Raw genomic sequence first — 24,709 nt, 5'->3', positions numbered from 1 at the left:
CGGAGGCCGCAATGCGCATTGCTTTTGGTGGTATTCATACTGAGTGCAGTACCTATAACCCGGTGCTGAATTATGCTGACGACTTCCGTATTCTGCGCGGCGATGAACTGACGGCGAGTCCTTATTTTGCGTTTCTTGCCGACTACGATGCCCACTTCCTGCCGACTTTCCATGCCCGCGCCATCGCCGGTGGCCCGGTCGCACGCGTCACGTATGAAGATTTTAAGCAGGATTTTCTCAGCCGACTGGCGGCATTGTTGCCCGTAGATGGCGTGTATCTGGCGATGCACGGCGCGGTCTACGTTGAAGGGATGGAAGACGCCGAGGGTGACTGGATCACCGCCACCCGTGAACTGGTCGGTAACGATTGTCCGATCACTGTCAGCTATGATCTGCACGGTAACGTCACGCAACGCATCATCGATGCAATTGATATGTTCTCCACCTACCGTACCGCGCCGCATATCGATGTGGAAGAAACCATGCGTCGTTCAGTCGCGATGCTGGTGCAAAGCCTGCACAGCGGCGTGAAACCTGGCGTCGTCTGGGCACCGATTCCGGTGGTGCTACCCGGCGAACGTACCAGCACCGAAGATGAACCGGCGAAAAGTCTCTATGCCCGCCTGCCCGCCATTAACGCGATCGAACATATCTGGGATGCCTCACTGATGGTGGGTTATGTTTGGGCGGATGAACCGCGCGCAACGGCGGCAGCGATTATGACGGGCACCGATGCCGCTGTGTTGGCAGAACAGGCGGCGAAACTGGCGCTGGCGTACTGGCAGGCACGAGAACAATTCAGTTTTGGTTGTGTCACCGGCAGTACCGAAGAATGCGTTCGCATGGCGATTGCCAGCCCTACCCATCCGGTCATTTTGGCTGATTCCGGCGATAACCCCACCGGTGGCGGTGTGGGTGATCGGGGCGATATGCTGGCCGAGTTGATTCGCCAGGGCGCACAAGGGGTGATCGTCGCAGGGATTACCGACAAACCGGCGACCGACGCCGCTTTTGCTGCCGGAATCGGCGCCACGCTGCAATTGACCATTGGCGCTACGCTCGATCCCGCGGGTGGCAAGGCCAGTGCGCAATTCGTGGTAACCAGGCTGGTGGATGACCCTGCCTCGGTTGCGAAGCAGGCGCTGCTGCAAACGGGAGACATTACCGTCGTGGTGGCGGACAGACGTCGTCCCTATCACAATCTGGCGGATTTCGCTCTGCTGGGGCTGAATCCGGCAACCGCCAATATTGTGGTGGTGAAATCCGGTTACCTGTCTCCCGAACTGGCACCGCTCGCCAATCCTAACCTGATGGCGCTATCAGAAGGCGTGGTGGATCAGTACGTGGAACGTCTGGTGCGTAAGCGTAAAACCCAGCCTGCTTACCCTTTTGATACCGATTTTGCCTTCTTGCCGGTGAGCACCCTGTCCGCACGATTTGTGGCAGAACCGCATCTATGAAGACACAGGAACCGGTGCTGCGCATAGAAAATCTGTCGGTGGCATTTCGCCACGAAGATCACTGGCGCGAGGTAGTGAACAACGTTTCGTTTGAGATTCATGCTGGTGAAACGCTGGCAATTGTGGGTGAATCCGGCTCCGGCAAAAGCGTCACATCAATGGCGATCATGCGCTTGCTGAATGCCCGTCACGCGCGCATCACCGGGAAGGTGTTGCTCAACGGCAGCGATTTGCTGCTGCTGAGTGAAGCCGCGATGCGGGATATTCGTGGCAATGCCGTGGCGATGATTTTTCAGGAGCCGATGACCAGCCTGAATCCTTCATTCACCATCGGCCATCAGATTGCCGAAGCGTTGACCACGCACCGGAAAATGTCCTCGCGAGCTGCCAGAGAAGAGACGATCCGTCTGCTGGAAAAGGTACGCATCCCTAATGCAGCGAAACGCTTTGATGACTATCCCCATCATTTTTCGGGTGGGATGCGGCAGCGCGTGATGATCGCGATGGCGCTGGCGCTGCGGCCAAAATTACTGATAGCGGATGAGCCGACCACGGCGCTGGATGTCACCATTCAGGGACAAATTCTTGATCTGATTAAAACCTTGCAGGAAGAAGAAGGCACGGCGGTTCTGTTTATCACCCACGATATGGGCGTGGTGGCCGAAGTCTCGGACCGCACGCTGGTGATGTACCAGGGTGATGTGGTGGAGACCGGCTCCACCGCCGCGATTTTCTCAGCTCCTGCGGCGGATTATACCCGCACGCTGATTGCCACCGTCCCTCAGCTTGGGGCAATGCGTGGTATTGAAGGGCCACGTAAGTTTTCAGACTCCCACTCGTCATATGCGATGCCGCAATTGTCGGCACAGCCACTGCTATCGGTGAAGAATCTGACGACCCGCTTCAGTATTCACGAGGGAATATTTAGTCGCAAAACCGGTGCGGTGCATGCGGTGGAAAATATCTCCTTTGACCTGATGCCGGGCGAAACCCTGTCGCTGGTGGGTGAATCGGGTTGTGGTAAATCCACTACGGGTCGCTCCCTCACCCGCCTGACCCGCGCCGCATCAGGCCAGATTGAGTTTGACGGCTATGATGTGCTCAGCCTCTCCCCTGGTGAATTACGTAAACTGCGTTGCGCGATGCAGATGATTTTTCAGGATCCCTTCGCCAGCCTGAACCCGCGTATGTCAGTGCAGGAAGCACTGACCGAACCCTTTTTGCAGCATCGGTTAGGCAGCAAAGCTCAGGCACAGCAAAAAGCCGCTGCACTGATGGAGCGCGTGGGATTGTCGGCAACGATGCTGAAAAGATATCCGCACGAATTCTCCGGCGGCCAGCGACAACGTATCTGTATCGCACGGGCGTTAATGCTCGATCCCAAAATGATCATTGCCGACGAATCGGTGTCAGCGCTGGATGTGACGGTGAAAGCGCAAATCATTAACCTGCTGCTCGATTTGCAACAAAGTCTGGGCTTGTCGTATCTGTTTATTTCTCACGATATGGCGGTGGTGGAACGCATCAGCCATCGGGTGGCGGTGATGTTGTTGGGTGAAATTGTCGAGATTGGCCCGCGAGCGGCGATTTTTGAAAACCCGCAGCATGACTACACCCGGAAGTTGCTCTCCTCAGTGCCGGTGCCTGATCCGGCGCGACGCCAGCTCAGGCGGCATATTGAAGTCAGCGAACTAAAAAGCCCGGTCAGGCCGCTGGGTTATGTGCCGGAAACACGTCGCTATCGCGAAGTGAGCAACGGACATTGGGTGATGGAGTAGCCATAGTGACCGCATGCCCAGGCTGTAGCGGCGCGATTTATCGCGCAATTTCGTGTATCGAGCCTGAAAACCCGCGCGATAAATCGCGCCGCTACGGGAAAATGCGTTACGTTATAAGGATTGCTCCCCGCTACTTTATCAAGGAATGTTGCGTGTCTCAGTTTAATCAATATGGGCAAGCCGTAGGTTTTGCTCTGCCGGACTGGCAGCCCGTCGCGCGTCCCTCCGTTATCCCCCTGGTTGGGCGGTTTTGTACGCTGCAACCTTTACAGACCGGACACTGCGCATCGCTGTTTGTGGCATTTTCTCAGGCTGAAGACGATCGCGACTGGACCTGGCTGGGTGCCGAACAACCCCGCTCGCTGGAAGAGATGCAGCTCTGGGTCGCACACAAACTGGCTGATGCCTCGCTGATACCCTATGCAGTGATCAGCCATGCCAGCCAGCAGGCGGTGGGCGTGGTGTGTTTCGCCAATATTGACCCGCAAAATGGCGCACTGGAAATCGGCCATGTGACCTGGTCGCCGCTGATGCAGCGTAATGTGCTGGGCACTGAGGCGTTGTTTCTGCTGCTGACTCAGGCCTTCACGTTGGGGTATCGTCGGGTGGCGTGGCGCTGCGACTCGCTGAATCATGCATCGCGACGTGCCGCGGAACGCATGGGCTTCACGTTTGAAGGTCGTTTCCGTCAGGCAATGACGCGCAAACACCGTAATCGTGACACCGACTGGCTGTCGATTATCGATAGCGAATGGCCTGCCATTTATCAGGCGATAACACATTGGTCAGACAACGAAAATATCGATGATACCGGCCAGCAAATTCATCCATTACGTCGATTTCTTAAGCGAAATTAATTTCCTGATTCAGGATTGCCCTTGCCAAAATAGCGGTTATAAATTCTGTACAGTCGCACCAAATAACCGCTTGCTGCACATGGAAATAACGAAATACATTTGTAACCAAATAAATCCGCCATTTTGCTTCAATAGTTTTTAAACTAAATAAATTTTAAAATTTCAATAACAATGTTTTAAATTTGTTGCGAACTTTTTACTCATCGCTAAGAAACGTTGTTATCGCAATGAAAAAATCAACTACATTATTCACCTCGCTTTCGCTCACCGCACTGCTCGTCAGTTCTGCTGTTCATGCCGCCGACACACCGGAAAAGACCGATGTGCTGCTGATTGGCGGGGGCATCATGAGTGCTTCTCTGGGAACCTGGCTGGAAGAATTACAACCCAGCTGGAAACAGGTTATGGTCGAAAAGCTGGACGGCGTGGCACTGGAATCGTCGAACGGCTGGAATAACGCCGGTACGGGTCACTCCGCGAATATGGAGCTGAATTACACGCCAGAACGTCCGGACGGAAGTATTGATGTCAGCAAAGCGCTGGAAATCAACGAAGCTTTTATGATTTCCCGTCAATTCTGGACCTCGCAGGTTAAACGTGGCGTATTAAATAACCCGCATAACTTTATTAATTCTACTCCGCACATGAGTTTTGTCTGGGGCGATAAAAACGTTGAGTATCTGACGAAACGTTATGAAGCGTTGCAGAAAACCGTGCTGTTCCAGGGCATGAAATTCTCCACCGATCACGCGCAAATCCAGCAATGGGCACCGTTGATTATGGAAGGCCGTGATCCACAACAGAAAGTGGCAGCGACCTGGACCCCGGTTGGCACCGATGTCAACTATGGCGAAATCACCCGTCAGCTGATTGGCAGCCTGAAAAAGAACGATAATTTCTCGCTGGAAACTTCGTCAGAAGTCACCGATTTTAAACGTAACAGCGATAACAGCTGGCACGTCACCATCAAAGATGTGAAAAGCGGCGAGAATCGCACCATCGATGCACGTTACGTGTTTATCGGTGCGGGCGGCGGCGCGCTGAAACTGCTGCAGAAAACCGGTATCCCTGAGGGTGAAAACTACGCTGGCTTCCCGGTGGGTGGTTCTTTCCTCGTTACCGAGAACCCGGCGATCACCAGCCGTCATCTGGAAAAAGTGTATGGTCAGGCTTCCGTGGGTGCACCACCGATGTCCGTACCGCATCTTGATGCGCGTTTCCTCGATGGCAAGCGTGTAGTGCTGTTTGGACCTTTCGCCACCTTCTCAACCAAGTTCCTGAAAAATGGTTCGCTGTTTGATCTGTTAGGCACCACCACTACCAGCAACTTTATGCCGATGACCCACGTAGGCATTGATAACTTCGACTTGGTGAAATATCTGATCGGTCAGGTGATGCTGAACGACGACGACCGTTTCGCCGCGCTGAAGGAATACTTCCCGGAAGCGAAGAAAGAAGATTGGAAACTGATTCAGGCAGGTCAGCGCGTTCAGATCATCAAGAAAGATGCGGAGAAAGGCGGTGTGCTGAAGCTGGGTACGGAAATCGTGACCGATCAGCAGAAAACCGTTGCCGCCCTGCTGGGTGCATCACCGGGAGCGTCAACCGCAGCGCCAATCGCGATTAACGTGATCAAGCAGCTGTTCCCGACTGAATTCGCCAGCCCGGAATGGCAGCAGAAGATCCATCAAATCGTTCCGGCCTATGGCCAGAAACTGAACGACAACGCGGCACTGGCGCAGCAGGTTTGGGATGACACCGCCGCGACGCTGCAACTGACCAAACCCCCGGTAATCAATATGCCAGCCGCTGCCGCACAGCCACAGGCAACGACTCCGGCTAAAACGACTTCCTCGCCACAACACGATATGGCGCTGTAAGTCTCAACCCCGTGCCGCCAGGTGCGGGGTTTTTCTTTTCTCTGCGTCAACTTCGCTCGATAAGGCACAGATAGCAGCCAAACCGGGCGCTGTGGGCGTGTATATACCGGGTATCCGGGCGATCCAGCAGTTGTAAAATTAACCGCTCGGCTTCGTGCCCTGGCGTCACATCCGCCGTCATAATCCGGTGTTGATCGTTAAAGGCCCGCAATGAAAGCAGCCGGGTGGCGAGATAATCCGGAATCTGATCAACATACAGCCCCGGCGTGGTTGCCCCCTCGTGGATATAGATGGCATGAGTGCCAAAGTAGGGACTCTCCGCCGATTGATAGACGTGATTGATCAGGATAGCATTCTCGCCTTCCGGGACATCACGCAACGCAATACGGTCGGGATATCTTGATGCTGCTTCAGCCCTTACCCGCACCGCCCGATGCGCTGCCAGATAATGCTCGTCTTTACCAAACAAATGCGCGAATACGTTGCCATCCAGACCGCTAATTATGTAAGCCATACCGCCTCCAAACGTTATTGTTCGAAAGCTATTTAACCCCGGCGGGCATGGCGATGCTCGCCGTTAGCGGTCACTGAATTTACTGAGTTATCCATCGCTTCAGACACCCGAAGTAAAAAAGGCCGCCTTACGGCGACCTCTTCCGGCACTTACCTGTACGACCATCCGTTATTTGTACAATTCTGCGGTCATGTGAACACGGTTATTGGTGTTCGCTTCGGTAATTTTGTACTGTGCGCCCTGCTGTGCTGCCTGAGCAGCGATTTTGGCTTCTGCGCCATCAAGAGTAGAAGCGGAGGCGGTGATGCTGTGCGCGAAGCTGCCGAAAGAAACCAGTGACAGGGCCGCAACTGCAACGAAAGTTTTGATAGATTTCATGGTCAATTCCTCAGAGATAATTTTGATTGAGTGGGGTGTTGTGCCCCGATGTGTGAAAGAATAGACCTGTCGCCTGCGGAGTAAAAGCTGAGGGTTTTGCTGAAAACATTCAAAAAAATTGATTAAAATTTGCGCCAATAAATTGCTTCATTTCCGCGTAAACCACCACCCTTAACATTTCCTGCTATCACGAGCTGAAATCATTGCATTGATCACCATTTCCCTGCACGGTATCTGGTTTTAACCTACTTATTTATCAGGGAATTATTCATGACTACCATTGTCACTTCACCACTCACTTATTCATCAAACGGCGCAACCTTAGCCGGTTCTCTTGTTTATCAGGATGGCATCAATAATCCACGCCCTGGTGTGGTGATGGCCCCGAACTGGATGGGTGTCACCCCGATGGCCGAAGACGTGGCAGCAAAGATCGCTGCCCAGGGCTTTGTGGTGCTGGTGGCGGATCTGTATGGTGAAGGCCAACGCCCGTCAAACGGTGAAGAAGCGGGCAGCATGATGATGGCTGTCAAAGACACTCCGGCAGAAGTGGCGCGCATGCAGGCAGCGCTGGCGGCACTGCTTGATCAGCAACAGGCACCCGTGGCCGTGGATCAGCTGGCGGCGATTGGTTTCTGTTTTGGTGGTCACTGCGCGCTGGAGCTGGCACGCAGCGGCGCAGATATCAAAGCGGCAGTTTCTTTCCACGGTACGCTGGACACCAAAGGCGACTATGCGCTTGATGCCATCAAAGGTAGCGTGCTGGTGCTCGACGGTGCCGCCGATCCGCTGGTGCCGCGTGAACAACTGAGTGAATTCGCCCGTGAAATGAGTGCAAAACAGGTAGACTGGCAGCTGGTCAGCTATGCCGGAGCAGTGCACTCCTTCACCGACCCGACGGCAAGCAATCCGGGCGTCGCGCACTATCATCCGCAGGTCGCGGAACGTGCATTTAAACGTATGTTCGCGCTGTTCGCCGAAACCTTCTAATCCTTATTTCATTAATACCTGAAACTGTGGATTAAATTCGTCAAAGATGGGCAATGCCGCAGCACCTAATGCTGCGGTATCGCTGCCCGTCATGCCGGTTTTCAGGCGTGAACCGGTCAGATAACGTCCCCGTACCGATTGATATAACGGCGGCAGACGCTGAATGATTTTATCCAGCAGCGTGGCAGGCATCATGCCACCAATAATCACGCTCTCGGCATCGAAAACGCACTCCAGCATATTAATCGCCTGACGGAGCGGTGCCAGTATGCTGTCGATCCAGCGATCAAACAGCGCCGGGTCAACTTCAAGTAAATCGTCCGGCAACGCGCTCATCGGGTCCAGTCCACAAAACTCGTAGGCTGCCTGCAACGACACATAACGCTCCAGACAGCCGTGATTGCCGCAATAACATTCGCGTCCACCCGGTTCGATAACGATATGCCCCACCTCTCCGGCGTTGTGCGCATGGCCGGTATAAATATGGCCATCAGTAAAAATGCCGGCCCCGAGTCCTGTGCCGATATAAAGGTAAATAAAGGAGTTGAGTTGCCGCGCGACGCCGTGGAAACGTTCGCCGATAGCGGCCACCGTCGCATCATTCTCCAGCGTCACCGGCAGGCCACTCATTGCTGCCAGTTCAGCCTCAATATCCACCTTTTCCCAGCCGTTCAGCGTGGTGGGTCCTACCGATGAAATCCCCTCGACACCAAAAGGCCCAGGCATCACCACGCCAATCCCCAACACTTTATGCCAGCGATCACCCAGCTGGGCTTTGATCTCCGCCAGCACGTCAGCAATGCGCGCTAAGGTGGCACCGGGTTGGGGCTTTTGCACCAGAATAAGGCGGCGAAAATGAATTTCGCCGGTCAAATCTACCAGCACAATCAACAATGTTTGATGGTCAAGATGAATGCCAATCGACCAGGCGCTGGCCGGGTTCAGCGTCACCGGAATCGCCGGTTGTCCCCGTCCCTGCTTGCGTGGCTGACGGCTGGCGAGCAGCTCTGCCTCTTCCAGTTCCGCCACAATGTTGGACACCGTCTGCGGCGTTAGAGCGGTCAGTCGCGCCAGCTCAGCACGCGTCAATTCGCCATGCAGGCGAATGGCTTCGATGATCACGCGGCGATTGTGCGCGCGTGCGTGTTCCAGATTGGTTCCCGAAGTTTTCATCGTACTCCCTTAGCTCTTAAGCGCATCGGCATCAATATCTATGATCGGCCACACATTTTCCATGCTGTTTACCTGACAGATGCAAAAATCTGTGCAGAGTTAAGCGCAGTAGTCGCCGGGATTTCTACCCTGGCACGTCACTTGCTATAGCTAATCGATGTCAGCCGCAGCAATCTGACAACCTGTGCGCGTTATTAAATCAATCAAATTGATTTAATTAAACACCCTCTTTTTGCATCAAGGCGGAGAAAACCATGAAAACCCGATTCACCCCCACGCTGAAAGGATGTTTTGCAGCCCTGCTGTTAGCGAGCGCAGGGAGCGCCTCCGCGGCCACCACGCTCAATGCGCTGTTTATGACCCAGGCCGCTTACAGTGAAAACGACATTCGCGCCATGACCCAGGAATTTGAAAAAGCGCACCCGGATGTGCAGGTTAATCTGGAGTTTGTCCCTTACGAAGCGTTGCACGATAAAATCGTCGCAGCGCGCGGGGCCGGTGGTAACGGCTATGACGTGGTGCTGTTTGATGCCATCTGGCCCGCCGAGTTTACCCGCTTTGATTTACTCCAGGACGTAAGCAGCCGCATTACGCCGGAAGAAAAATCACAAATTTTCCCCGGTGCGATGAACACCGTGGTGTTCAAAGGTAAAACTCTCGGCATGCCGTGGATCCTCGACACTAAATACCTTTACTACAACAAAGCGATGCTGGAAAAAGCCGGTATCACCACCCTGCCGCAAACCTGGCAGCAGGTGATGGATGATGCGCGCACCATCAAACAGAAGAATATTGTTAAATATCCGCTGGTATGGAGCTGGTCGCAGGCGGAAGCGCTGGTGTGTGATTACACCACGCTGGTGTCTGGTTTTGGCGGCAAGTTCTACCAGAATGGCAAACTCGATTTTTCCAGCCCGGCCTCGTTACAGGCGGTGAAACTGATGAAAAGTTCGCTGGATGAAGGTCTGACCAACCCTGCTTCGCGCGAATATCTGGAAGAGGACGTGCGTAAATCCTTCTCCAACGGTGATGCCGCTTTCGCGCTGAACTGGACTTACATGTACAACATGGCCAACGATCCGAAGCAGAGCAAGGTTGCGGGCCAGGTGGGTATTATGCCAGCGCCGGGTGACGCGCCAGGCAAAGTGGGGGCAGTTAACGGTTCGATGGGTCTGGGCATCGCCAAAGGCAGTAGCCATGCGGAACAAGCCTGGCAATACATCAGCTATATGACTTCCCAGCCGGTGCAGAATAAATACGCCACCCTGAGCCTGCCAATCTGGAAAAGTTCGTATCAGGACCCCGCCGTGCTGAAAAACCAGGAAAGCCTGATTGCCGCCGCAGATAAATCGCTCAACGTGATGCTGTCTCGCCCGGAAACCGCCGATTATTCCCGCCTGTCTAATACGCTGCAACAGCAATTACAGCAGGTACTGCTGGGCAGTGCGACGCCGGAAGCGGCGATGCAGGCGGTGGATAAAAGCGCGGCGCATCTGCATTAAGGAGTCAGTATGCTGAGTTTGCGTCAACGCGAACAGCGGCAGGCATGGGTGCTACTGGCACCCATGTTACTGGTGATGCTGCTGCTCACCGCCTGGCCTCTGCTACGCACCATCTGGCTCAGTTTCACCGATGCCGCTTTGATCGGCAGCGGTGAGGCTCCCGGCTGGGTGGGGTTGGATAACTACCTTTTTGCTCTCACCGATGCAGATTTTCAGTCCTCGCTCTGGCGCACGCTCTACTTCACCGTGGTGTCGGTCGCCATTGAAGGGGTGATTGGGGTGCTGGTTGCCTTGCTGCTCAATCAGAAATTCATCGGTCGTAACGTCTTACGTGTGCTGGTGATCCTGCCGTGGGCACTCCCCACCATCGTTAACGCCATGATGTGGCGACTTAACTTCAACCCGGATTATGGCAGCATCAATGCGCTGCTAACCCAGCTGGGCATTATTGATAGCTATCGTAGCTGGCTGGGTTCACCGGATTCCGCCCTTAACGCCGTGATGTTAGCGGATATCTGGAAAAACTATCCGCTGGTCACGCTGCTGGTGCTGGCCGCGCTGCAATCGATCCCTGACGATCTGTTTGAGGCCGCACGGCTGGATGGCGCATCGGCCTGGCGACGTTTCCGCGTGATTACTTTTCCAGCGATTGTCGGCCCGCTCAGCGTGGCGCTGGTGTTGCGTACTATCGATGCCTTTAAAATCTTCGACATTATTTACGTGATGACGCGTGGCGGACCGGTCGATAGCACCAAAACCCTCAGCTTTTACGTCTATCAGGAGTCGTTCAGTTATCTGCGCGCTGGCAGTGGCGCGGCTTACGCCATCTTAATGACGCTGGTTTGTGCGGTGCTGATCACCATTTACATGTTGCTGTTGTGGCGTCAACGTCGCCGTGGGAGTGCCTATGAAGGCTAAATTACGCACGGTGGCGAAATACGTCGCCGCGCTGCTGGTCGCCATTTCGGTATTGGCACCGATGGGTTGGCTGTTTCTGATGAGTGTCAGTGCCACCAGCGACCTTACGCGTGTACCGCTGGAATGGGTGCCGCGTCAGTGGGACTTCACCCGCTACGGCAGGCTGCTGTCGCTGGCACCGGATCAGCCTGGCACCCTGTTCCTGCACGCCCTGGGCAACAGTCTGATCGTCGCCACCGGGGCGACGGTGATTTGTTTGCTGCTGGCGATTCCGGCAGCGTTCAGTTTCTCACGCTATCGTGGGCGCGACGGCTGGTTGTTTGCCTCCCTTGCCATCTACATGGTGCCGCCGGTCGCCTTTGTGCTGCCGCTTTATTTTCTGTTGCAGCATTTCGACCTGCTCAACACCCGACCCGGTTTGATCATTGTTTATTGTTCGCTGATCTTACCTTTCCTCACCTGGATGCTAAAAAACCAGTTCGATGCCCTGCCACAGGATATCGAACAGGCGGCACGCCTTGATGGTCTGCGTGTCTGGCAGGTGCTGCTGCGGATAACGCTACCGCTGGCGAAACCCGTACTGGGTGCCGCGGCGCTGTTTGGCTGGTTGCTGGCGTGGGACGAATTTTTCTATGCCCTGTTGTTCACCAGCAATATCGCGGCGCAGACCCTGCCGGTGACCATTGCCGGATTTACCGCCGGACGTGCCACCGATGACGGTTTGATTGCAGCAGTCGGCATCCTGGCTTCGGTACCGCCGCTGTTTATTGCTATCTGGCTACAGAAAACCCTGGTCAGCGGACTTGCCAGCGGCGGGAGTAAGGGATGATCAGCACAACAACACCCACCGCCACGCTCTATGTGGCGGGCAACATTAACGTCGATTTGATTATGGGCACGCTGGATCAGTGGCCACAGCGCGGGACCGAAGTGATGGTCAAAAACAGCGAATTACGCCCAGGCGGTTCGGCAGGCAATTGCGCGCTGGCGCTGGAAGCGATGCAGGTGCGCCACCGCGCCATCGCCAACCAGGGTGACGATGGTCTCAGCCAGTGGCTGGCCGGTTATTTCCCGCATAGCGCGGCGTACTGGCCGCGCAGCCAGAGCGAAACCTCGCTGACCGTCGGTGTCACGCACTCCGATCATGAACGTTCCTTTATCAGTAATTACGGCCATATTGTGCAACTGACGGCGCAGCAGGTGCTGGAGCAGTTGCCGGAGCAGGCCGCTGCCGGTGATATCGTGCTGCTGTGCGGCACCTTTCTCTGTCTGCATCTTTACGATGAATATCTTGCCCTGCTGTGCGAACTGCGCCTGCGCGGCTACCTGATCGCCGTGGATACCGGCTGGCCCCCGCAAGGCTGGACGGATCAGGTTAAGCAGGACATCAGCCGCTGGTTGCCGCAGTGCGACTGGCTGCTGCTTAACGAGGTGGAAACCCTCGGGCTGGGGGCGGCGGCATCCTTAGACGCCAGCGCGATGCAGCTAACGCTGCAACTCAGCGGACGCGGCGGTTGCGTGGTGAAATGCGGTGAACAGGGCGCACGCTGCTGGTTGCAGGATCGTAGCCTGAGCCAGCCTGCTCAGCCGGTCAGGGTGGTTGACACCATCGGTGCTGGCGACAGTTTTAACGCCGGTTTTCTGACCGCACTGCTGCATCAGCAGGATATCGCCCAGGCACTTCAGTGGGGGATCGCAGTAGCCGCACTGGCAATCAGCACCGCGCCACGACGCTACCCCACCTGGCAACAACTCCAATCTTCGGCAAAGGAACAGTAATTATGGCCAGTGTTGAACTGATCAAAGTCGCCAAACGCTATGGCAAGCAGTCGGTGCTGCATCCGCTCGATCTGACCATTCCTGATGGCAGCTTCACCGTGTTGGTCGGGCCTTCCGGCTGCGGCAAATCGACGCTGTTGCGTCTGCTGGCCGGGCTGGAGAGTCTGTCCGAAGGTGCCATTCTGATGGACCAGGTACAGATCAACGATCGCGATCCCGCCGACCGGGATATCGCCATGGTGTTTCAAAGCTACGCGCTCTATCCACACCTGACGGTGGCCGAGAACCTGGCCTTTCATATGCAGGTCAAAAAGATCAAACGTGAGGAGCAGCAGAGCAAAATCCAGCGTATTGCTGCGATTCTCGGCATCGACCAGCTGTTGCAGCGTTATCCGCGTGCCCTGTCGGGTGGACAGCGCCAGCGTGTGGCGATGGGCCGGGCGATGGTGCGCAATCCGCAGGTATTTTTATTCGATGAACCGCTATCGAACCTTGATGCGCAGCTGCGTATGGAGCTGCGGGCCGAGATTAAGTCGCTGCATCAGCGTTTCAAAACCACCATGGTGTATGTCACGCACGATCAGGTGGAAGCGATGACGCTGGCGGATCAGATTGTGGTGATGCAGGCAGGCCATATCGTGCAACAGGGGGCACCGCTGGCGATTTACGATCGTCCGGCCAACACCTTCGTAGCACGTTTTATTGGCTCGCCACCGATGAATCTGTTACCGGCGCAGCTGATTGCGCACGACGGTGTACCCGGTGTGCAATGTCAGGATTTATGGCAGCCGCTACCCACGCGCTGGCATGGTGTGGCGCGTGAACGTGACGGTGACACTGTCACCATCGGGATACGTCCGCACGACCTGCGTGAAGTCAGTAATGGCGCACCGGCACAGGTTAACGTGGTGGAGATCACCGGCGAATCTACCCTGCTGCACCTCGACTGGCACGGCCACGCATTGCATATGCAGATTGCCGGACGTCATGCCGCCAACAGTGGTGATGCGTTGATGCTGGGTTTTAATAGCGAGAAAATACATCTTTTCGACAGTGAAACCGGCCAGCGTTTAAATGAATCCAATAGCTGAGAATAAAAAAGCCACCCTCAGTGAGGGTGGCGAAATAATATTTAAGAAATCTGTATAGCATAACAACGATGGACGCGAACACTCATTCCGTGAGCATTGCACGTGGACTATTTTACCTGTTCAGATTTATTCGTCTGTCTTTGTCGTTTAAAGAAACTGTAAAACCCTTTGCAGAATGTCGTTTAGTTGAGGCGCGATAAATCGCGCCGCTACCAGGTTTTACCAATATTAAACTGGAACTGCTCAGACTTATCGCCTTCATATTTCTTGATCGGCACAGCATATGAGAACACCAGTGGTCCAAGTGGCGATTGCCATTGCAAAGCCAGGCCGCTGGAAACACGGATTTCACTCGGATCACCATAATCAGGAATACCTGCTGCGCGAGTTGCTGCGGTATTTTCCCATTTGGTGTCCCATACCGTACCGGCATCGACAAATAACGAAGTACGCAGCGAATTTTCATAACGTTCGCTGACAAACGGTGTCGGCACAATCAACTCAGCACTGGCGATGGCCATGGCGTTACCGCCGACCGCATCATCCGATTTGCTGACCGCACAGTTGCTGTAGCTGCTTTCACTACCGGTACAACTGTAATAAGCCGCTTTCGGACCAATGGTGTTGGATGAGAAACCACGTACTGAACTGGACCCGCCAGCATAGAAGTTGTCGTAGAACGGCACTTCTTTGCCGCCCAGACCATCGGCGTAACCGGCTTTAGTACGGCCCATCAGCACCCAACGATGATCGCTACTGAGCGGAAGATAGCCGGTGGCGCTAAGCGTGCTTTTGTAATAACTGTTGGTCGATCCGGGAATGGTGACCTTGGTGTTAAAGCCTGCCGTCACACCCGAGGTGGGGAAGAAACCACGGTCCAGCGAGTTATAACCCCAGCCAACGTTCCAGAAGAAATCATTCGCGGTTATGGATTCAGAACTGGTTGAGTAATCATCATCACTATCTTCATTGGTTTCGATCACTTTAGGATGCATGCCTACAGAACCCAGATAACGCCACATCGCCACCTGCGGAGCCATATTGCTGACGCGGTTATACACGTAATCCAGGCCGGTGTTGATACTGTTATTTTCGCTGATCGGGAAACTTAACGTACTGCCCGCACCAAAACTTTTCAGCGTATATTCCGAGAGATCATCATCATCGGCTTTATAATCGTTGTAGAACAATTTGCCGCCGAGGCTAACACCATCCACCGTGAAATACGGGTTGGTCGCCGAAACTTCGACATAAGTCTGGTAATCATTTTTGGTGCCGCTAAAGCCAACGGTATTCCCGGTGCCCATCCAGTTATCCTGGCTGACACCCAACTGGAAACTTACGCCACTGTCCGTACCATAGCCGACACCAATGTTGAACGTGCCGGTGTTACGTTCTTTGACCTTGTACACCACATCAACCTGATCCGGGGTGCCCGGCACGCGCTGGGTATCAACATCCACCGTTTCGAAATAGCCGGTACGGTTGAGGCGATCTTTCCCCTGATCTACCAGGTTATTTGCCAGCCATGCACCTTCCATCTGACGCATTTCACGACGCAGTACCGCATCTTTTGAGGTGTCATTACCTTCAAAGCGCACCTTGCGTACATAGAAACGACGACCGGCATCCACATTGACGTGCAATTTTACCGTCTTGTCCGCATCGTTGATTTCTGGCTGGGTGCTAACCTGCGGGAAAGCGTAACCATAACGACCGAGCAGGCTCTTGATAGCGTTTTCATTCTGGGTAATCTGCGCACCGCTGTACAAACCGCCTTTAGGGATTTGCGCCAGTTTTTCAATCTCAGCAGAATGCCCGGCTAAATCGCCGTTCACCACCACGCCGCTGACATGATAGACATTGCCTTCGTTAATATTAACGGTGATATAAATCCCTTTGCGGTCTGGCGTTAAACTGACCTGGGTGGAGTCAATATTAAAACGCGCATAACCACGGTCGAGATAGAAACTGCGCAGCGATTCGAGGTCACCGGAGAGTTTTTCTTTCTGGTATTTCTGGTCGGCAATAAAATTCCACCACGGCACGTCATCACGCAACTGGAAACGCGATATCAGTTCATCGTCAGAAAAGGCGTGATTGCCGACAATATTGATCTGTTGAATTTTAGCCGAGACACCTTCGGTGAAGATAAATTTCAGATCGACGCGGTTGCGCGGCAAGGGTGTGACAACCGCTTTAACGCTGGCGGTATATTTGCCGACGCTGTAGTAAAAATCTTCCAGACCTTTTTCAATTGACGAGAGCATGGTGCGGTCAAGCGCTTCACCCACGCGTACACCGGTCGCATCCAGGTTCTGCTTCAGCTGTTCTTCTTTAATCGCTTTGTTGCCGGAGAAAGAGATGCTGGCAATTGCCGGACGCTCTTTCACCTTAATCAGCAGCGTGTCGCCGTCACGCAACACCTGTACATCTTCAAAGTTGCCTGTAGCAAACAGGGCACGAATGGTATTTTTGATGTCGTCATCATTGACACGATCGCCGACGCGCAATGGCATGCTCAGCATCGCCGCACCGGGTGCGACACGCTGTAATCCATCAAAATGAATATCCCTGAGGGTGAAATCATCTGCACCAAAGGCAGTGGTGGTTACCATGAAAAGTAACCCGGTTAACATCTTTTTCATCTGCTATGAGCCTGCCGTTATTCCTGTGCCTGTTGCGAATGCCTTGATTCCCGCACCACAAAAAATGGGCTGAACACATGGTTCAGCCCATCGGTAGTGGCGTTATGTTCCGGAAAAAAGACCGCAAAGCCTATGGTAAATTCATTGCGACAGGCCGATTTTCGGTTATTTTACAATAAGCTGAAAATCTGCTGCTTAAATCAAATCAGAAGAATTACGCCAGGCAAACAATTAACCTTCTGCCGCCGCCGTCTGAAAGGAGCGACGGTTGATGCTGGTTAACACCACCAGCACTGCCATTAATAGCCACTCGACAATCAGGGTGCCGGTAATCGCCGACAGATGAGTGCCATGCAGATAGAGTTGGGTGAATATGCTCCCCAGTAACATTGGCCCTAACCCCAGCGCCGACTGTTGCACCGTTGACAGCATCGCGCTCCCCGCGCCAGCCTGATGATGCGGCACGCCGGTCATGCCAATGCGATAAAAGGTGCTGACAATAAACGATTGTCCAAAGCCAATCAGCACGGTGGAAGGGATCAACGTCACCACCCCCACGTTTGGCCAGGCATATTGCAGCGTAGCGATCAGCGCCAGCAACCCCAGCATCTGAATGGTGCAACCGGTCAATAACGTGACACGTTTCCCGCGCCTTTCGACCATACGTGTACTTTGCAACGAGCCGATAAAATAGGCGATCCCCAGCGCGATAAAGGCATTGCCAGACTGAAAAGCGCTCAGCCCCAGGCCAGATTGCAGCGTCAGTGCCACCGCAAACATAAAGCCACTCCAGCAGGAGAAGAACAGCACCGCCATGGTTAAACCAAAACGCACCCCCGGCAGACGCATCAGCGAAGGCGGTAACAACGGCGCACCCTGTGCGGCTTCAAGGCGCAATGAACTTTGACGCAGGCGATGCAGAAACAGCGGGAACAACGCCAGCAGCAGGATGCACGGCCATGACCAATGCAGCACCGGACCCAACGCCAGAGCCAGCATCAGGCACCCTATCGCACCGGCCAGCAACAGCGTGCCGTTGACATCAATGGCGACGCGCTGGTTATTGTGCGTTTCCGGAACAAAGCGCCGCGCGGTCAGTAGCACAAACAGGCAAATCGGCAGGTTGATCAGAAACACGCTGCGCCAGCCGTAGCCGGCAATATCTGCTTTGATCAGGAAGCCCCCCAACACCTGGCCGACAATAAATGCCAGCCCACCAATGCCACCATACAGACCGATGGCACGCGCATGCGCCCGCCCCTTCAGGGTGACGTGTAAGGTCGCGAGGATTTGCGGCACGATAAATGCAGCACCAACCCCTTGTAACACGCGGGCGAACATCAGCATGCCCACATTGTTGGCAATGCCACACAGCAGAGATGCGATGCCAAAAGTCCAGACGCCTGCCAGGAAAACCCGACGGCGACCATAGTTATCCCCCAGGCGGCCGCCCATCGCCAGACAAATGGCGAAGGCAATGCCGTAAACCGCCACAATCAGCGCCAGTTCAATTGGTGTAGCGCGCAGGCTATGCGCCATGGCGTCAAGCGCAACGTTGACGATTGAAAAATCGATCATAGGCAGCAGCTGCCCGGAAAGCAGGACCACCAATCCTGCTCGTTGAAGTTGCGATGTATGCATCGGTTTTGCCCTTGTTTTTGTGTGCAGTGGGGCATAGCATTACCCAACCATTAAACGGGTACCAGTGCTTGTTTATCATGGTATAAATACTACCCGTCTTGTCAGGAGTTCTGCTGATGATTACCGCGCAACTGGCCAGCAACACCGCCAATCACAACCGTAAATTACTCGGCACCTTTTTGCGCACACGCCGGGAAAGTCTCGATCCGAACCGGCTGGGGCTACCGCGTATGCGCCACCGCCGGACGCCGGGGTTACGCCGTGAAGAAGTGGCTCAGTTGGCCGATGTGGGGGTGACATGGTACACCTGGCTGGAACAGGGGCGCGATATCAAGGCCTCGCCGAAAACCCTCACCGCCATCGCCACCGCGCTGCAATGCAACGATGTGGAGACTCAGCACCTGTTCTCCCTTGCCGGGCATATTCTGCCCTCGGTGCGCGTAGCGGCCGCCTGCTGCAAAATTGCCGAACACAATCAGCAAATGCTGGATGCCATCCAGTTACCGGCGATTATCGAAACACCCCGCTTCGATATCCTGGGTTACAACGCCGCATGGTGTCAGTTGATGGGGGTGAACATGGCAGAGATTGCCCCGGAGGATCGCAACTGCATCTGGCTGGCGTTCAATCATCCTGCCTGGCGTGCTGCCATGGCCGACTGGGAGGAAGTCATGCCGCAAATGGTGGCGATGTTTCGCGGGCAGATGGGCGAACACCTCGGCGATCCACACTGGGAAAGTTTTCTTGCTCGCTTGCTCGCCAGTTCCGACGAATTTGGCCGCACCTGGCAGCGTTATGAATTGGGTAAAGTGGAAAACCGCGTGAAGCGTTTTCACCGCGCCAGCGTGGGGGAAATGACGTTGCGCCAGAACAACTGGTGGTCGGCCTCGCGCAACGGTGACCGTTTGCTGGTTTATGTGCCTGACGATGCCACCAGCGCGGCATCATTACAGCAGCTAATCGCCCCGGCGTAACAATGCACCATTGCGCGATACATCGCGCCGCTACGAAAACGTGCGTTATTGGCCTGGTCGGCATGAATGCCGACCCTACAGAGCGTACCCGACGAGTGGTTTTCTCACCACGGCGACCGCAAGTTCCAGCAGCGCCAGCAGCACCAGCGACCAGACAAACGCGCTTTTGCCTGCGGTCACCAGCAGCCAGCCGCCGAAAACCGGAAAGCCAAATATGCCGACAAAATATGACACCACAAACCATGTCAGGGCTGCGTGGCGATCCGGCGGCGGTGAGTCGTTAACCGCCCAGGTCTGAATCACCGGATAGAGCAGACCATAACCGCCACCGGTCAACATCCCGGCCGCAATCTGGAACGCGGGATGGATTGCCAGCCCCAGCAGGCAAATCAACCCCGCAATCAGACAGCCCAGCAACCCCACCATCAGTGGTAAACGTGGCCAGGTGGGCAAACGTCGCACCAGCAACAGGCGAGCGACAACGGCAGTCACCGCATGTACGGTGAAGAATGTTCCGGCACTGACACTTGTTCCTTCCGTCAGAGACACCTGGAACGCCATCATTCCAGAGAACACCGCCCCTCCGAGACCGACCATCATCACCGGGCGCAGCGCGGCTCCCGCCACCAGCGCAGGCAACTTCCGCACCCAGGGGCGCAAATTGCGCTCAACGCCGGGTCGCGGCTCCCTGGAGCCAAAGATCATCAGCAGCAGGCAAGCCACGCCCCCCATCGCGGCTACACAGAGAAACGTGGTTTGCAGCGATAATCCCGCGTGCACCATCACTGCTCCCAGCAATACCGGACTCCCGCAAATCCCGGTCATCTGAAAGGCGCTAAACAGCGTAAAGCCGGATCCGCGCTCAGCGTCAGTCAGACGCTCCGACAACGCCAGCGGTGCGGCAAGGTAAAACATGCCCCACCCCAGTCCCATCAGTAACGTCGCCAGCCGGGGAAGAGAATCAGGATGCAGACCGGGCAGATTGCCCAGCAGCACATAACCTCCGGCCAGCACCAGTGCAGCTACTGCTGCCAGCCTGGCCGCATCAATTCTACCGGCACACCAGCCGACCAGCGGGACGCCCATCAGCGTCCCAACCAATGCCATGCTGAGGGCATTTCCGGTATCAATATCACTGCCACCCTGGGCACGGAACCAGGCAGAAATCAGGAACGTGCCACCGTATCCTCCAGCGGTAAACAACGTTCCCAGCAGGATAAACGGCGTAGAGGTACTGCGCATATTTACTCTCCTCCCTGAGTGACCACGATATTGGATTTTTGCGTTTATGGCGTCATGCCACCGCCGGGTCTGTGGCAGACCCGTCCCTGACCGACTCAATGTTTTGTCAGTGCAATGGATGAAAGTCGAGGTATCCGGTTAATAGTCAGGAAAAAATCAGGCAGGGGATGGGGTGTGAATTTTCAGATGTTTGTCATCGGCGGGGATTCAGGCGCTTTCAGGGTGAGGTCACATCAACCATTGCCTCACCCCTTTCCCAACACGCGGGAATATACTTGTGCGTGACTAACCTCCATGTCTTGCCCGTTGCAGCGCATGGCGGAATTGCCTTACGTCATGCGGGAACCAGCAACGGCGCGACAGGGGAACATCTTCATCTACCGCTTCTGGTAGCGGAAGTCTCTCCAGCGTACCGCGATTGCAAATCGCCCGCGCTAAGGTCGCTGGCGGAACCCCCAGATAGCGTGCCATTTCCGGCAACGTCATGACTGAGTTACGCATCATAACCTCCTCTTCATCTGTGATTTGATCTCCATGGTTGAGCCATCAGATATAAGTTTTATTGATTTGCGTCAGAATAGAATTTAATTCGGGACAAAAAATAACCAATTCGCGCTTTGCCGTTAGTGACCGCGAAAATGTCTGACCCGCCGCACAGAATCGACTTCACCTGCTGCCGTATTGCACCAAAAGTGAACTACGCTGCACAAATGTTGATCTGTTGTTAATTCACTTCGCCATCATTTCGCCGGTTTTTTGCGCCCTGCGACATTGGCACGCGTTCTGCATTGTTATTTAACTAACAGGATGTCAGCCGATGACAGCCCGCTAACACGGAGGCCGCGATGACTGCAAAACCCGAATTGATCGCCCGCATTGAAGCCAGTTTCAGCCAGCAAACGCCCAGTGCCCGGCGTATTGCCAGCTGGTTGCTGACGCACAGCGCGCAGATTCCGTTTGAAACAGCGGACAGTATCGCCCGTGCCACCGGCACCACAGGTATCACCGTTGGCCGCTATCTGCGCAAACTCGGTTATCGCAACCTCGACGACGTGAAGAAAAGCCTGCGCGACCTGCCAGCCATCCCTTATCAGGCCTGGGGCATGAACGAACGTCTCGATGCCTGGCAGCAGCAAAACCATTTGCCGCGTCGTTCACAACAGTCGCTGGATCTGGAGCTGGATGCCATCCAGCACGTTTATCAACTGGCGCAGAGCGACGTTTTCCAGCGCGTGGTACAGCAGCTCACCCACGCCGATGCGGTGTTTGTCCTCGGCATTCAGTCCACGCGTGGTATCGCCAACGCCTTTTTCAGCCATCTGGAATATTTGCGTCCGCGCGTCAGCTATGCCGAAGGGTTGTCCGGCAGCTGGGTGGAATCACTCAACTCGGGTTTCGAACGCCCCTATGTGGTGATCACTGACACGCGCGCTTACTCCGCCATCGCACGCCAGTATTGTCGTGTCGCCAGCGAACAACAGGTGGCACTGGCGTTGATTACCGATATCTGGTGCCCGTGGGCGCGTGATTACCCATTGGATTTATTGCAGGTGAAAACCGATACCGGCCATTTCTGGGATTCGCTGGCACCAATCTCCTGTCTGTTTAATCTGCTGCTTTCGGGTGTGGTCGATCAACTGGGCGATGGCCTGGCCACTCGCCTGGCGACCAATCGCCAGTTGCAGCAGGAATTTGGTCAATTTGAACGTTAAGGATTGCTATGTCTGACAATTGTGAACTGGTCGATCTCGCGCAGCATTTTCCAGAGTTGCTGATCGATCTGAAATACGCCACGGACGATAACATCACCGGACGCCCCATTTACCGCGAAGCGCGCTGCCTGCTGCACCCCGACGCCGTTACCGCGCTGGAAAAAAGCCTCGCCATTGCTGCGCTGGCCGGTCTGCAACTGCGCGTCTATGACGCTTATCGTCCACGTCAGGCACAGGCACTGCTGTGGCAAGCCTGTCCCGACCCGCAATATGTCGCCGATCTCACCCTCGGTTCCAATCACAGTCGCGGCGTTGCCATTGACCTCACGCTGATGGACCCGCACGGGCAAATCCTCGATATGGGTGCGGGTTTTGATGAGATGCATGAACGTTCTCATCAGTACCATCCTTCCGTGCCGGTCGCGGCACAGCGTAATCGTCTGTTACTCAACGCGATTATGTTTGGCGGCGGCTTTGTTGGCATGAGCAGCGAATGGTGGCATTTCGAACTACCTGATGCGCTGCGTTATCCGCTGCTGGACGATCGTTTTTCCTGTTACGACAACACCTTTCTTTCCTGTTAACTGGAGCTTTGCGATGAAGACGACACACCTGTTCCGTTCGCTGTTACGTCCGGCCCTTTTGACCAGCGCGCTGGCACTCGCCCTTCCTGCTGCCGTGCAGGCGGCGGTGCCAAAAGATATGCTGGTGATCGGCAAAGCCGCCGATCCGCAAACCCTCGATCCGGCGGTCACCATTGATAATAACGACTGGACCGTCACCTACCCGGCCTATCAGCGTCTGGTGCGCTACAAAACGGTGGATGGCAAAGGCTCTACCGAAGTAGAGGGTGATTTGGCCGCCAGCTGGCAGGCATCAGCAGACCAGAAAACCTGGACTTTCAAACTAAAAGATAACGCGAAATTTGATGATGGCAGCGCCGTCACTGCCGACGCGGTGAAAGCGTCGTTTGAACGTTTGCTGAAAATTAAACAAGGCCCGGCAGAAGCTTACCCGGCTGACCTCAGAATAGACGTCATTGATGCGCACACGGTGAAATTCACCCTCAGCCAGCCGTTCGCCCCTTTCCTGTATACCCTGGCGAACGACGGTGCCTCGATCATTAACCCGGCGGTGTTGAAAGCGCACCCTGATGATGATGCGCGCGCTTATCTGGCTGAGCATACCGCCGGTTCAGGCCCGTTTATGTTGAAAAGCTGGCAGAAAGGTCAGCAGCTGGTGCTGGTACCGAACCCACATTACGCCGGTGCGAAACCCGCGTTTAAACGCGTATCAGTAAAAATCATTGGTGAAAGCGCCTCGCGCCGTCTGCAACTGTCACGCGGCGATATCGATATCGCTGACTCACTGCCGGTCGATCAACTCACTGCCCTGAAGCAGGAAGGCAAAGTCGAGGTGGCAGAATATCCGTCGCTGCGCGTGACTTATCTCTACCTCAACAACGGCAAGGGGCCGATGAGTCAGGTCGATCTGCGTCGTGCGATCTCCTGGGCCACCGATTATCAGGGCATGGTAAAAGGCATTCTTAGCGGTAACGGCAAACAAATGCGCGGCCCGATTCCGGACGGGATGTGGGGCTATGATGCCTCCGCCATGCAATACAGCATGGATGAAGCGAAAGCCAAAGCCGCACTGGACAAAGTGCCACAGAAACCCACCAGCCTGACCTTCCTCTATTCAGATAACGATCCCAACTGGGAGCCGATTGCCCTTTCCACCCAGGCCAGCCTGAGCAAGATCGGTGTCAACGTGAAGCTGGAGAAGCTGGCGAACGCCACCATGCGTGAGCGCGTGGGCAAAGGGGATTATGACATCGCCATCGGTAACTGGAGTCCGGACTTCGCCGACCCCTACATGTTTATGAACTACTGGTTCGAGTCGGATAAGAAAGGCCTGCCGGGTAACCGTTCCTTTTATGAAAACGCCGAAGTGGACAAGCTGCTGAAAAGTGCGCTGGCCACCACCGATCAGCAGGCGCGCACCAAAGATTATCAGCAGGCGGAGAAAATCGTCATCGACGAAGCTGCCTACGTTTATCTGTTCCAGAAGAACTACCAGCTGGCGATGAACAAGCAGGTAAAAGGTTATGTATTTAACCCGATGCTGGAACAGGTGTTTAACATCGCCAGCATGAGTAAGTAAGCCACTCAA

21 protein-coding genes are annotated in these 24,709 nt (G+C 54.9%); 14 read left to right on the top strand and 7 right to left on the bottom strand.

Features of this window, described 5'->3' with window-relative positions; all coding sequences use genetic code 11:
- Nucleotides 1–11 precede the first annotated feature (11 nt).
- From CUN67_RS21340 to mqo, 4 genes are all read left to right on the top strand, one after another.
- On the top strand, nucleotides 12–1,460 hold the full coding sequence (locus tag CUN67_RS21340) for a M81 family metallopeptidase (RefSeq protein WP_208717462.1): 1,449 nt from the start codon (nucleotides 12–14) through the stop codon (nucleotides 1,458–1,460).
- On the top strand, nucleotides 1,457–3,238 hold the full coding sequence (locus CUN67_RS21335; protein ID WP_208717461.1) for an ABC transporter ATP-binding protein: 1,782 nt from the start codon (nucleotides 1,457–1,459) through the stop codon (nucleotides 3,236–3,238). The genes CUN67_RS21340 and CUN67_RS21335 overlap by 4 nt, the downstream gene beginning before the upstream one ends.
- Nucleotides 3,239–3,390: 152 nt before the next feature.
- On the top strand, nucleotides 3,391–4,095 hold the full coding sequence (locus tag CUN67_RS21330) for a GNAT family N-acetyltransferase (protein WP_254711423.1): 705 nt from the start codon (nucleotides 3,391–3,393) through the stop codon (nucleotides 4,093–4,095).
- Nucleotides 4,096–4,322: 227 nt separating this feature from the next.
- Nucleotides 4,323–5,975, top strand: a complete 1,653-nt coding sequence (gene mqo / locus CUN67_RS21325) for a malate dehydrogenase (quinone) (RefSeq protein ID WP_208717459.1) — start codon at nucleotides 4,323–4,325, stop codon at nucleotides 5,973–5,975.
- A 46-nt stretch (nucleotides 5,976–6,021) separates the two neighbouring features.
- Here mqo and CUN67_RS21320 read toward each other — a convergent pair whose 3' ends face one another.
- The gene (locus CUN67_RS21320; protein ID WP_208717458.1) at nucleotides 6,022–6,489 is read right to left on the bottom strand and encodes a DUF1203 domain-containing protein; all 468 of its coding nucleotides are present in this window, start codon (nucleotides 6,487–6,489) and stop codon (nucleotides 6,022–6,024) included.
- A 168-nt stretch (nucleotides 6,490–6,657) separates the two neighbouring features.
- Nucleotides 6,658–6,867, bottom strand: a complete 210-nt coding sequence (locus tag CUN67_RS21315; RefSeq protein ID WP_208717457.1) for a YdgH/BhsA/McbA-like domain containing protein — start codon at nucleotides 6,865–6,867, stop codon at nucleotides 6,658–6,660.
- A 270-nt stretch (nucleotides 6,868–7,137) separates the two neighbouring features.
- Between CUN67_RS21315 and CUN67_RS21310 the strand changes: the two genes are divergently transcribed.
- Nucleotides 7,138–7,857 carry a dienelactone hydrolase family protein gene (locus tag CUN67_RS21310; protein WP_208717456.1) on the top strand — a complete coding sequence of 240 codons (720 nt, stop codon included), beginning with the start codon at nucleotides 7,138–7,140 and terminating at the stop codon, nucleotides 7,855–7,857.
- A gap of 3 nt (nucleotides 7,858–7,860) precedes the next feature.
- Here the strand turns inward: CUN67_RS21310 and CUN67_RS21305 are convergent, their stop codons facing one another.
- Nucleotides 7,861–9,030, bottom strand: coding sequence for an ROK family protein (locus CUN67_RS21305; protein ID WP_208717455.1), 1,170 nt, complete (start codon nucleotides 9,028–9,030; stop codon nucleotides 7,861–7,863).
- Nucleotides 9,031–9,284: 254 nt separating this feature from the next.
- Here CUN67_RS21305 and CUN67_RS21300 point away from each other — a divergent pair, with 254 nt between their 5' ends.
- From CUN67_RS21300 to CUN67_RS21280, 5 genes are read left to right on the top strand one after another with little or no spacing between them, the layout of a single operon-like run.
- Complete coding sequence (locus tag CUN67_RS21300; RefSeq protein WP_208717454.1) at nucleotides 9,285–10,532, top strand: extracellular solute-binding protein; 1,248 nt, start codon at nucleotides 9,285–9,287, stop codon at nucleotides 10,530–10,532.
- 9 nt (nucleotides 10,533–10,541) lie between these two features.
- On the top strand, nucleotides 10,542–11,450 hold the full coding sequence (locus CUN67_RS21295) for a carbohydrate ABC transporter permease (RefSeq protein ID WP_208717453.1): 909 nt from the start codon (nucleotides 10,542–10,544) through the stop codon (nucleotides 11,448–11,450).
- Complete coding sequence (locus tag CUN67_RS21290) at nucleotides 11,440–12,279, top strand: carbohydrate ABC transporter permease (protein ID WP_208717452.1); 840 nt, start codon at nucleotides 11,440–11,442, stop codon at nucleotides 12,277–12,279. Before CUN67_RS21295 ends, CUN67_RS21290 begins: the two co-directional genes overlap by 11 nt.
- Nucleotides 12,276–13,229 carry a carbohydrate kinase family protein gene (locus CUN67_RS21285; RefSeq protein WP_208717451.1) on the top strand — a complete coding sequence of 318 codons (954 nt, stop codon included), beginning with the start codon at nucleotides 12,276–12,278 and terminating at the stop codon, nucleotides 13,227–13,229. The genes CUN67_RS21290 and CUN67_RS21285 overlap by 4 nt, the downstream gene beginning before the upstream one ends.
- Before the next feature lie 2 nt (nucleotides 13,230–13,231).
- On the top strand, nucleotides 13,232–14,320 hold the full coding sequence (locus CUN67_RS21280; protein WP_208717450.1) for an ABC transporter ATP-binding protein: 1,089 nt from the start codon (nucleotides 13,232–13,234) through the stop codon (nucleotides 14,318–14,320).
- A 209-nt stretch (nucleotides 14,321–14,529) separates the two neighbouring features.
- On the opposite strand, the gene bamA is transcribed toward CUN67_RS21280, so the two are convergent.
- Nucleotides 14,530–16,968: an outer membrane protein assembly factor BamA gene (gene bamA / locus CUN67_RS21275; RefSeq protein ID WP_208717449.1), complete on the bottom strand. Its 2,439-nt coding sequence runs from the start codon at nucleotides 16,966–16,968 to the stop codon at nucleotides 14,530–14,532.
- Nucleotides 16,969–17,199: 231 nt separating this feature from the next.
- The gene (locus CUN67_RS21270; RefSeq protein WP_208717448.1) at nucleotides 17,200–18,609 is read right to left on the bottom strand and encodes an MFS transporter; all 1,410 of its coding nucleotides are present in this window, start codon (nucleotides 18,607–18,609) and stop codon (nucleotides 17,200–17,202) included.
- Nucleotides 18,610–18,725: 116 nt separating this feature from the next.
- Here CUN67_RS21270 and CUN67_RS21265 point away from each other — a divergent pair, with 116 nt between their 5' ends.
- Complete coding sequence (locus CUN67_RS21265) at nucleotides 18,726–19,583, top strand: helix-turn-helix transcriptional regulator (RefSeq protein ID WP_208717447.1); 858 nt, start codon at nucleotides 18,726–18,728, stop codon at nucleotides 19,581–19,583.
- 75 nt (nucleotides 19,584–19,658) lie between these two features.
- On the opposite strand, the gene CUN67_RS21260 is transcribed toward CUN67_RS21265, so the two are convergent.
- Nucleotides 19,659–20,825 (bottom strand): MFS transporter, encoded by a 1,167-nt coding sequence (locus tag CUN67_RS21260; RefSeq protein WP_208717446.1) that lies wholly within the window; start codon nucleotides 20,823–20,825, stop codon nucleotides 19,659–19,661.
- A 285-nt stretch (nucleotides 20,826–21,110) separates the two neighbouring features.
- Nucleotides 21,111–21,329 (bottom strand): hypothetical protein, encoded by a 219-nt coding sequence (locus CUN67_RS21255; RefSeq protein WP_439332289.1) that lies wholly within the window; start codon nucleotides 21,327–21,329, stop codon nucleotides 21,111–21,113.
- Nucleotides 21,330–21,670: 341 nt separating this feature from the next.
- On the opposite strand from CUN67_RS21255, the gene CUN67_RS21250 reads away from it, so the two are divergent.
- The 3 genes from CUN67_RS21250 to CUN67_RS21240 are packed head-to-tail and all read left to right on the top strand — an operon-like array spanning nucleotide 21,671 to nucleotide 24,700.
- Nucleotides 21,671–22,537, top strand: coding sequence for a MurR/RpiR family transcriptional regulator (locus CUN67_RS21250; protein WP_208717445.1), 867 nt, complete (start codon nucleotides 21,671–21,673; stop codon nucleotides 22,535–22,537).
- 8 nt (nucleotides 22,538–22,545) lie between these two features.
- Entirely contained in the window at nucleotides 22,546–23,121 is a 576-nt protein-coding gene (ddpX, locus tag CUN67_RS21245) for a D-alanyl-D-alanine dipeptidase (protein ID WP_208717444.1), read from the top strand.
- A gap of 13 nt (nucleotides 23,122–23,134) precedes the next feature.
- On the top strand, nucleotides 23,135–24,700 hold the full coding sequence (locus CUN67_RS21240) for an ABC transporter substrate-binding protein (RefSeq protein WP_208717443.1): 1,566 nt from the start codon (nucleotides 23,135–23,137) through the stop codon (nucleotides 24,698–24,700).
- The last annotated feature ends 9 nt before the right edge of the window (nucleotides 24,701–24,709 follow it).

The organism is Pantoea cypripedii, from assembly GCF_011395035.1.
GTDB classification, from domain to species: Bacteria; Pseudomonadota; Gammaproteobacteria; order Enterobacterales; family Enterobacteriaceae; genus Pantoea; species Pantoea cypripedii_A.
This window is presented reverse-complemented; position numbering and strand designations above follow the sequence as displayed.

Excerpts from the sequence above, each read along its gene's own strand:
- CUN67_RS21340 (WP_208717462.1), top strand. The coding sequence starts at position 12 with ATGCGCATTGCTTTTGGTGGTATTCATACTGAGTGCAGTACCTATAAC.
- CUN67_RS21335 (WP_208717461.1), top strand. The coding sequence starts at position 1,457 with ATGAAGACACAGGAACCGGTGCTGCGCATAGAAAATCTGTCGGTGGCA.
- mqo (WP_208717459.1), top strand. The coding sequence starts at position 4,323 with ATGAAAAAATCAACTACATTATTCACCTCGCTTTCGCTCACCGCACTG.
- CUN67_RS21320 (WP_208717458.1), bottom strand. The coding sequence starts at position 6,489 with ATGGCTTACATAATTAGCGGTCTGGATGGCAACGTATTCGCGCATTTG.
- CUN67_RS21315 (WP_208717457.1), bottom strand. The coding sequence starts at position 6,867 with ATGAAATCTATCAAAACTTTCGTTGCAGTTGCGGCCCTGTCACTGGTT.
- CUN67_RS21310 (WP_208717456.1), top strand. The coding sequence starts at position 7,138 with ATGACTACCATTGTCACTTCACCACTCACTTATTCATCAAACGGCGCA.
- CUN67_RS21305 (WP_208717455.1), bottom strand. The coding sequence starts at position 9,030 with ATGAAAACTTCGGGAACCAATCTGGAACACGCACGCGCGCACAATCGC.
- CUN67_RS21300 (WP_208717454.1), top strand. The coding sequence starts at position 9,285 with ATGAAAACCCGATTCACCCCCACGCTGAAAGGATGTTTTGCAGCCCTG.
- CUN67_RS21295 (WP_208717453.1), top strand. The coding sequence starts at position 10,542 with ATGCTGAGTTTGCGTCAACGCGAACAGCGGCAGGCATGGGTGCTACTG.
- CUN67_RS21290 (WP_208717452.1), top strand. The coding sequence starts at position 11,440 with ATGAAGGCTAAATTACGCACGGTGGCGAAATACGTCGCCGCGCTGCTG.
- CUN67_RS21285 (WP_208717451.1), top strand. The coding sequence starts at position 12,276 with ATGATCAGCACAACAACACCCACCGCCACGCTCTATGTGGCGGGCAAC.
- CUN67_RS21280 (WP_208717450.1), top strand. The coding sequence starts at position 13,232 with ATGGCCAGTGTTGAACTGATCAAAGTCGCCAAACGCTATGGCAAGCAG.
- bamA (WP_208717449.1), bottom strand. The coding sequence starts at position 16,968 with ATGAAAAAGATGTTAACCGGGTTACTTTTCATGGTAACCACCACTGCC.
- CUN67_RS21270 (WP_208717448.1), bottom strand. The coding sequence starts at position 18,609 with ATGCATACATCGCAACTTCAACGAGCAGGATTGGTGGTCCTGCTTTCC.
- CUN67_RS21265 (WP_208717447.1), top strand. The coding sequence starts at position 18,726 with ATGATTACCGCGCAACTGGCCAGCAACACCGCCAATCACAACCGTAAA.
- CUN67_RS21260 (WP_208717446.1), bottom strand. The coding sequence starts at position 20,825 with ATGCGCAGTACCTCTACGCCGTTTATCCTGCTGGGAACGTTGTTTACC.
- CUN67_RS21255 (WP_439332289.1), bottom strand. The coding sequence starts at position 21,329 with ATGATGCGTAACTCAGTCATGACGTTGCCGGAAATGGCACGCTATCTG.
- CUN67_RS21250 (WP_208717445.1), top strand. The coding sequence starts at position 21,671 with ATGACTGCAAAACCCGAATTGATCGCCCGCATTGAAGCCAGTTTCAGC.
- ddpX (WP_208717444.1), top strand. The coding sequence starts at position 22,546 with ATGTCTGACAATTGTGAACTGGTCGATCTCGCGCAGCATTTTCCAGAG.
- CUN67_RS21240 (WP_208717443.1), top strand. The coding sequence starts at position 23,135 with ATGAAGACGACACACCTGTTCCGTTCGCTGTTACGTCCGGCCCTTTTG.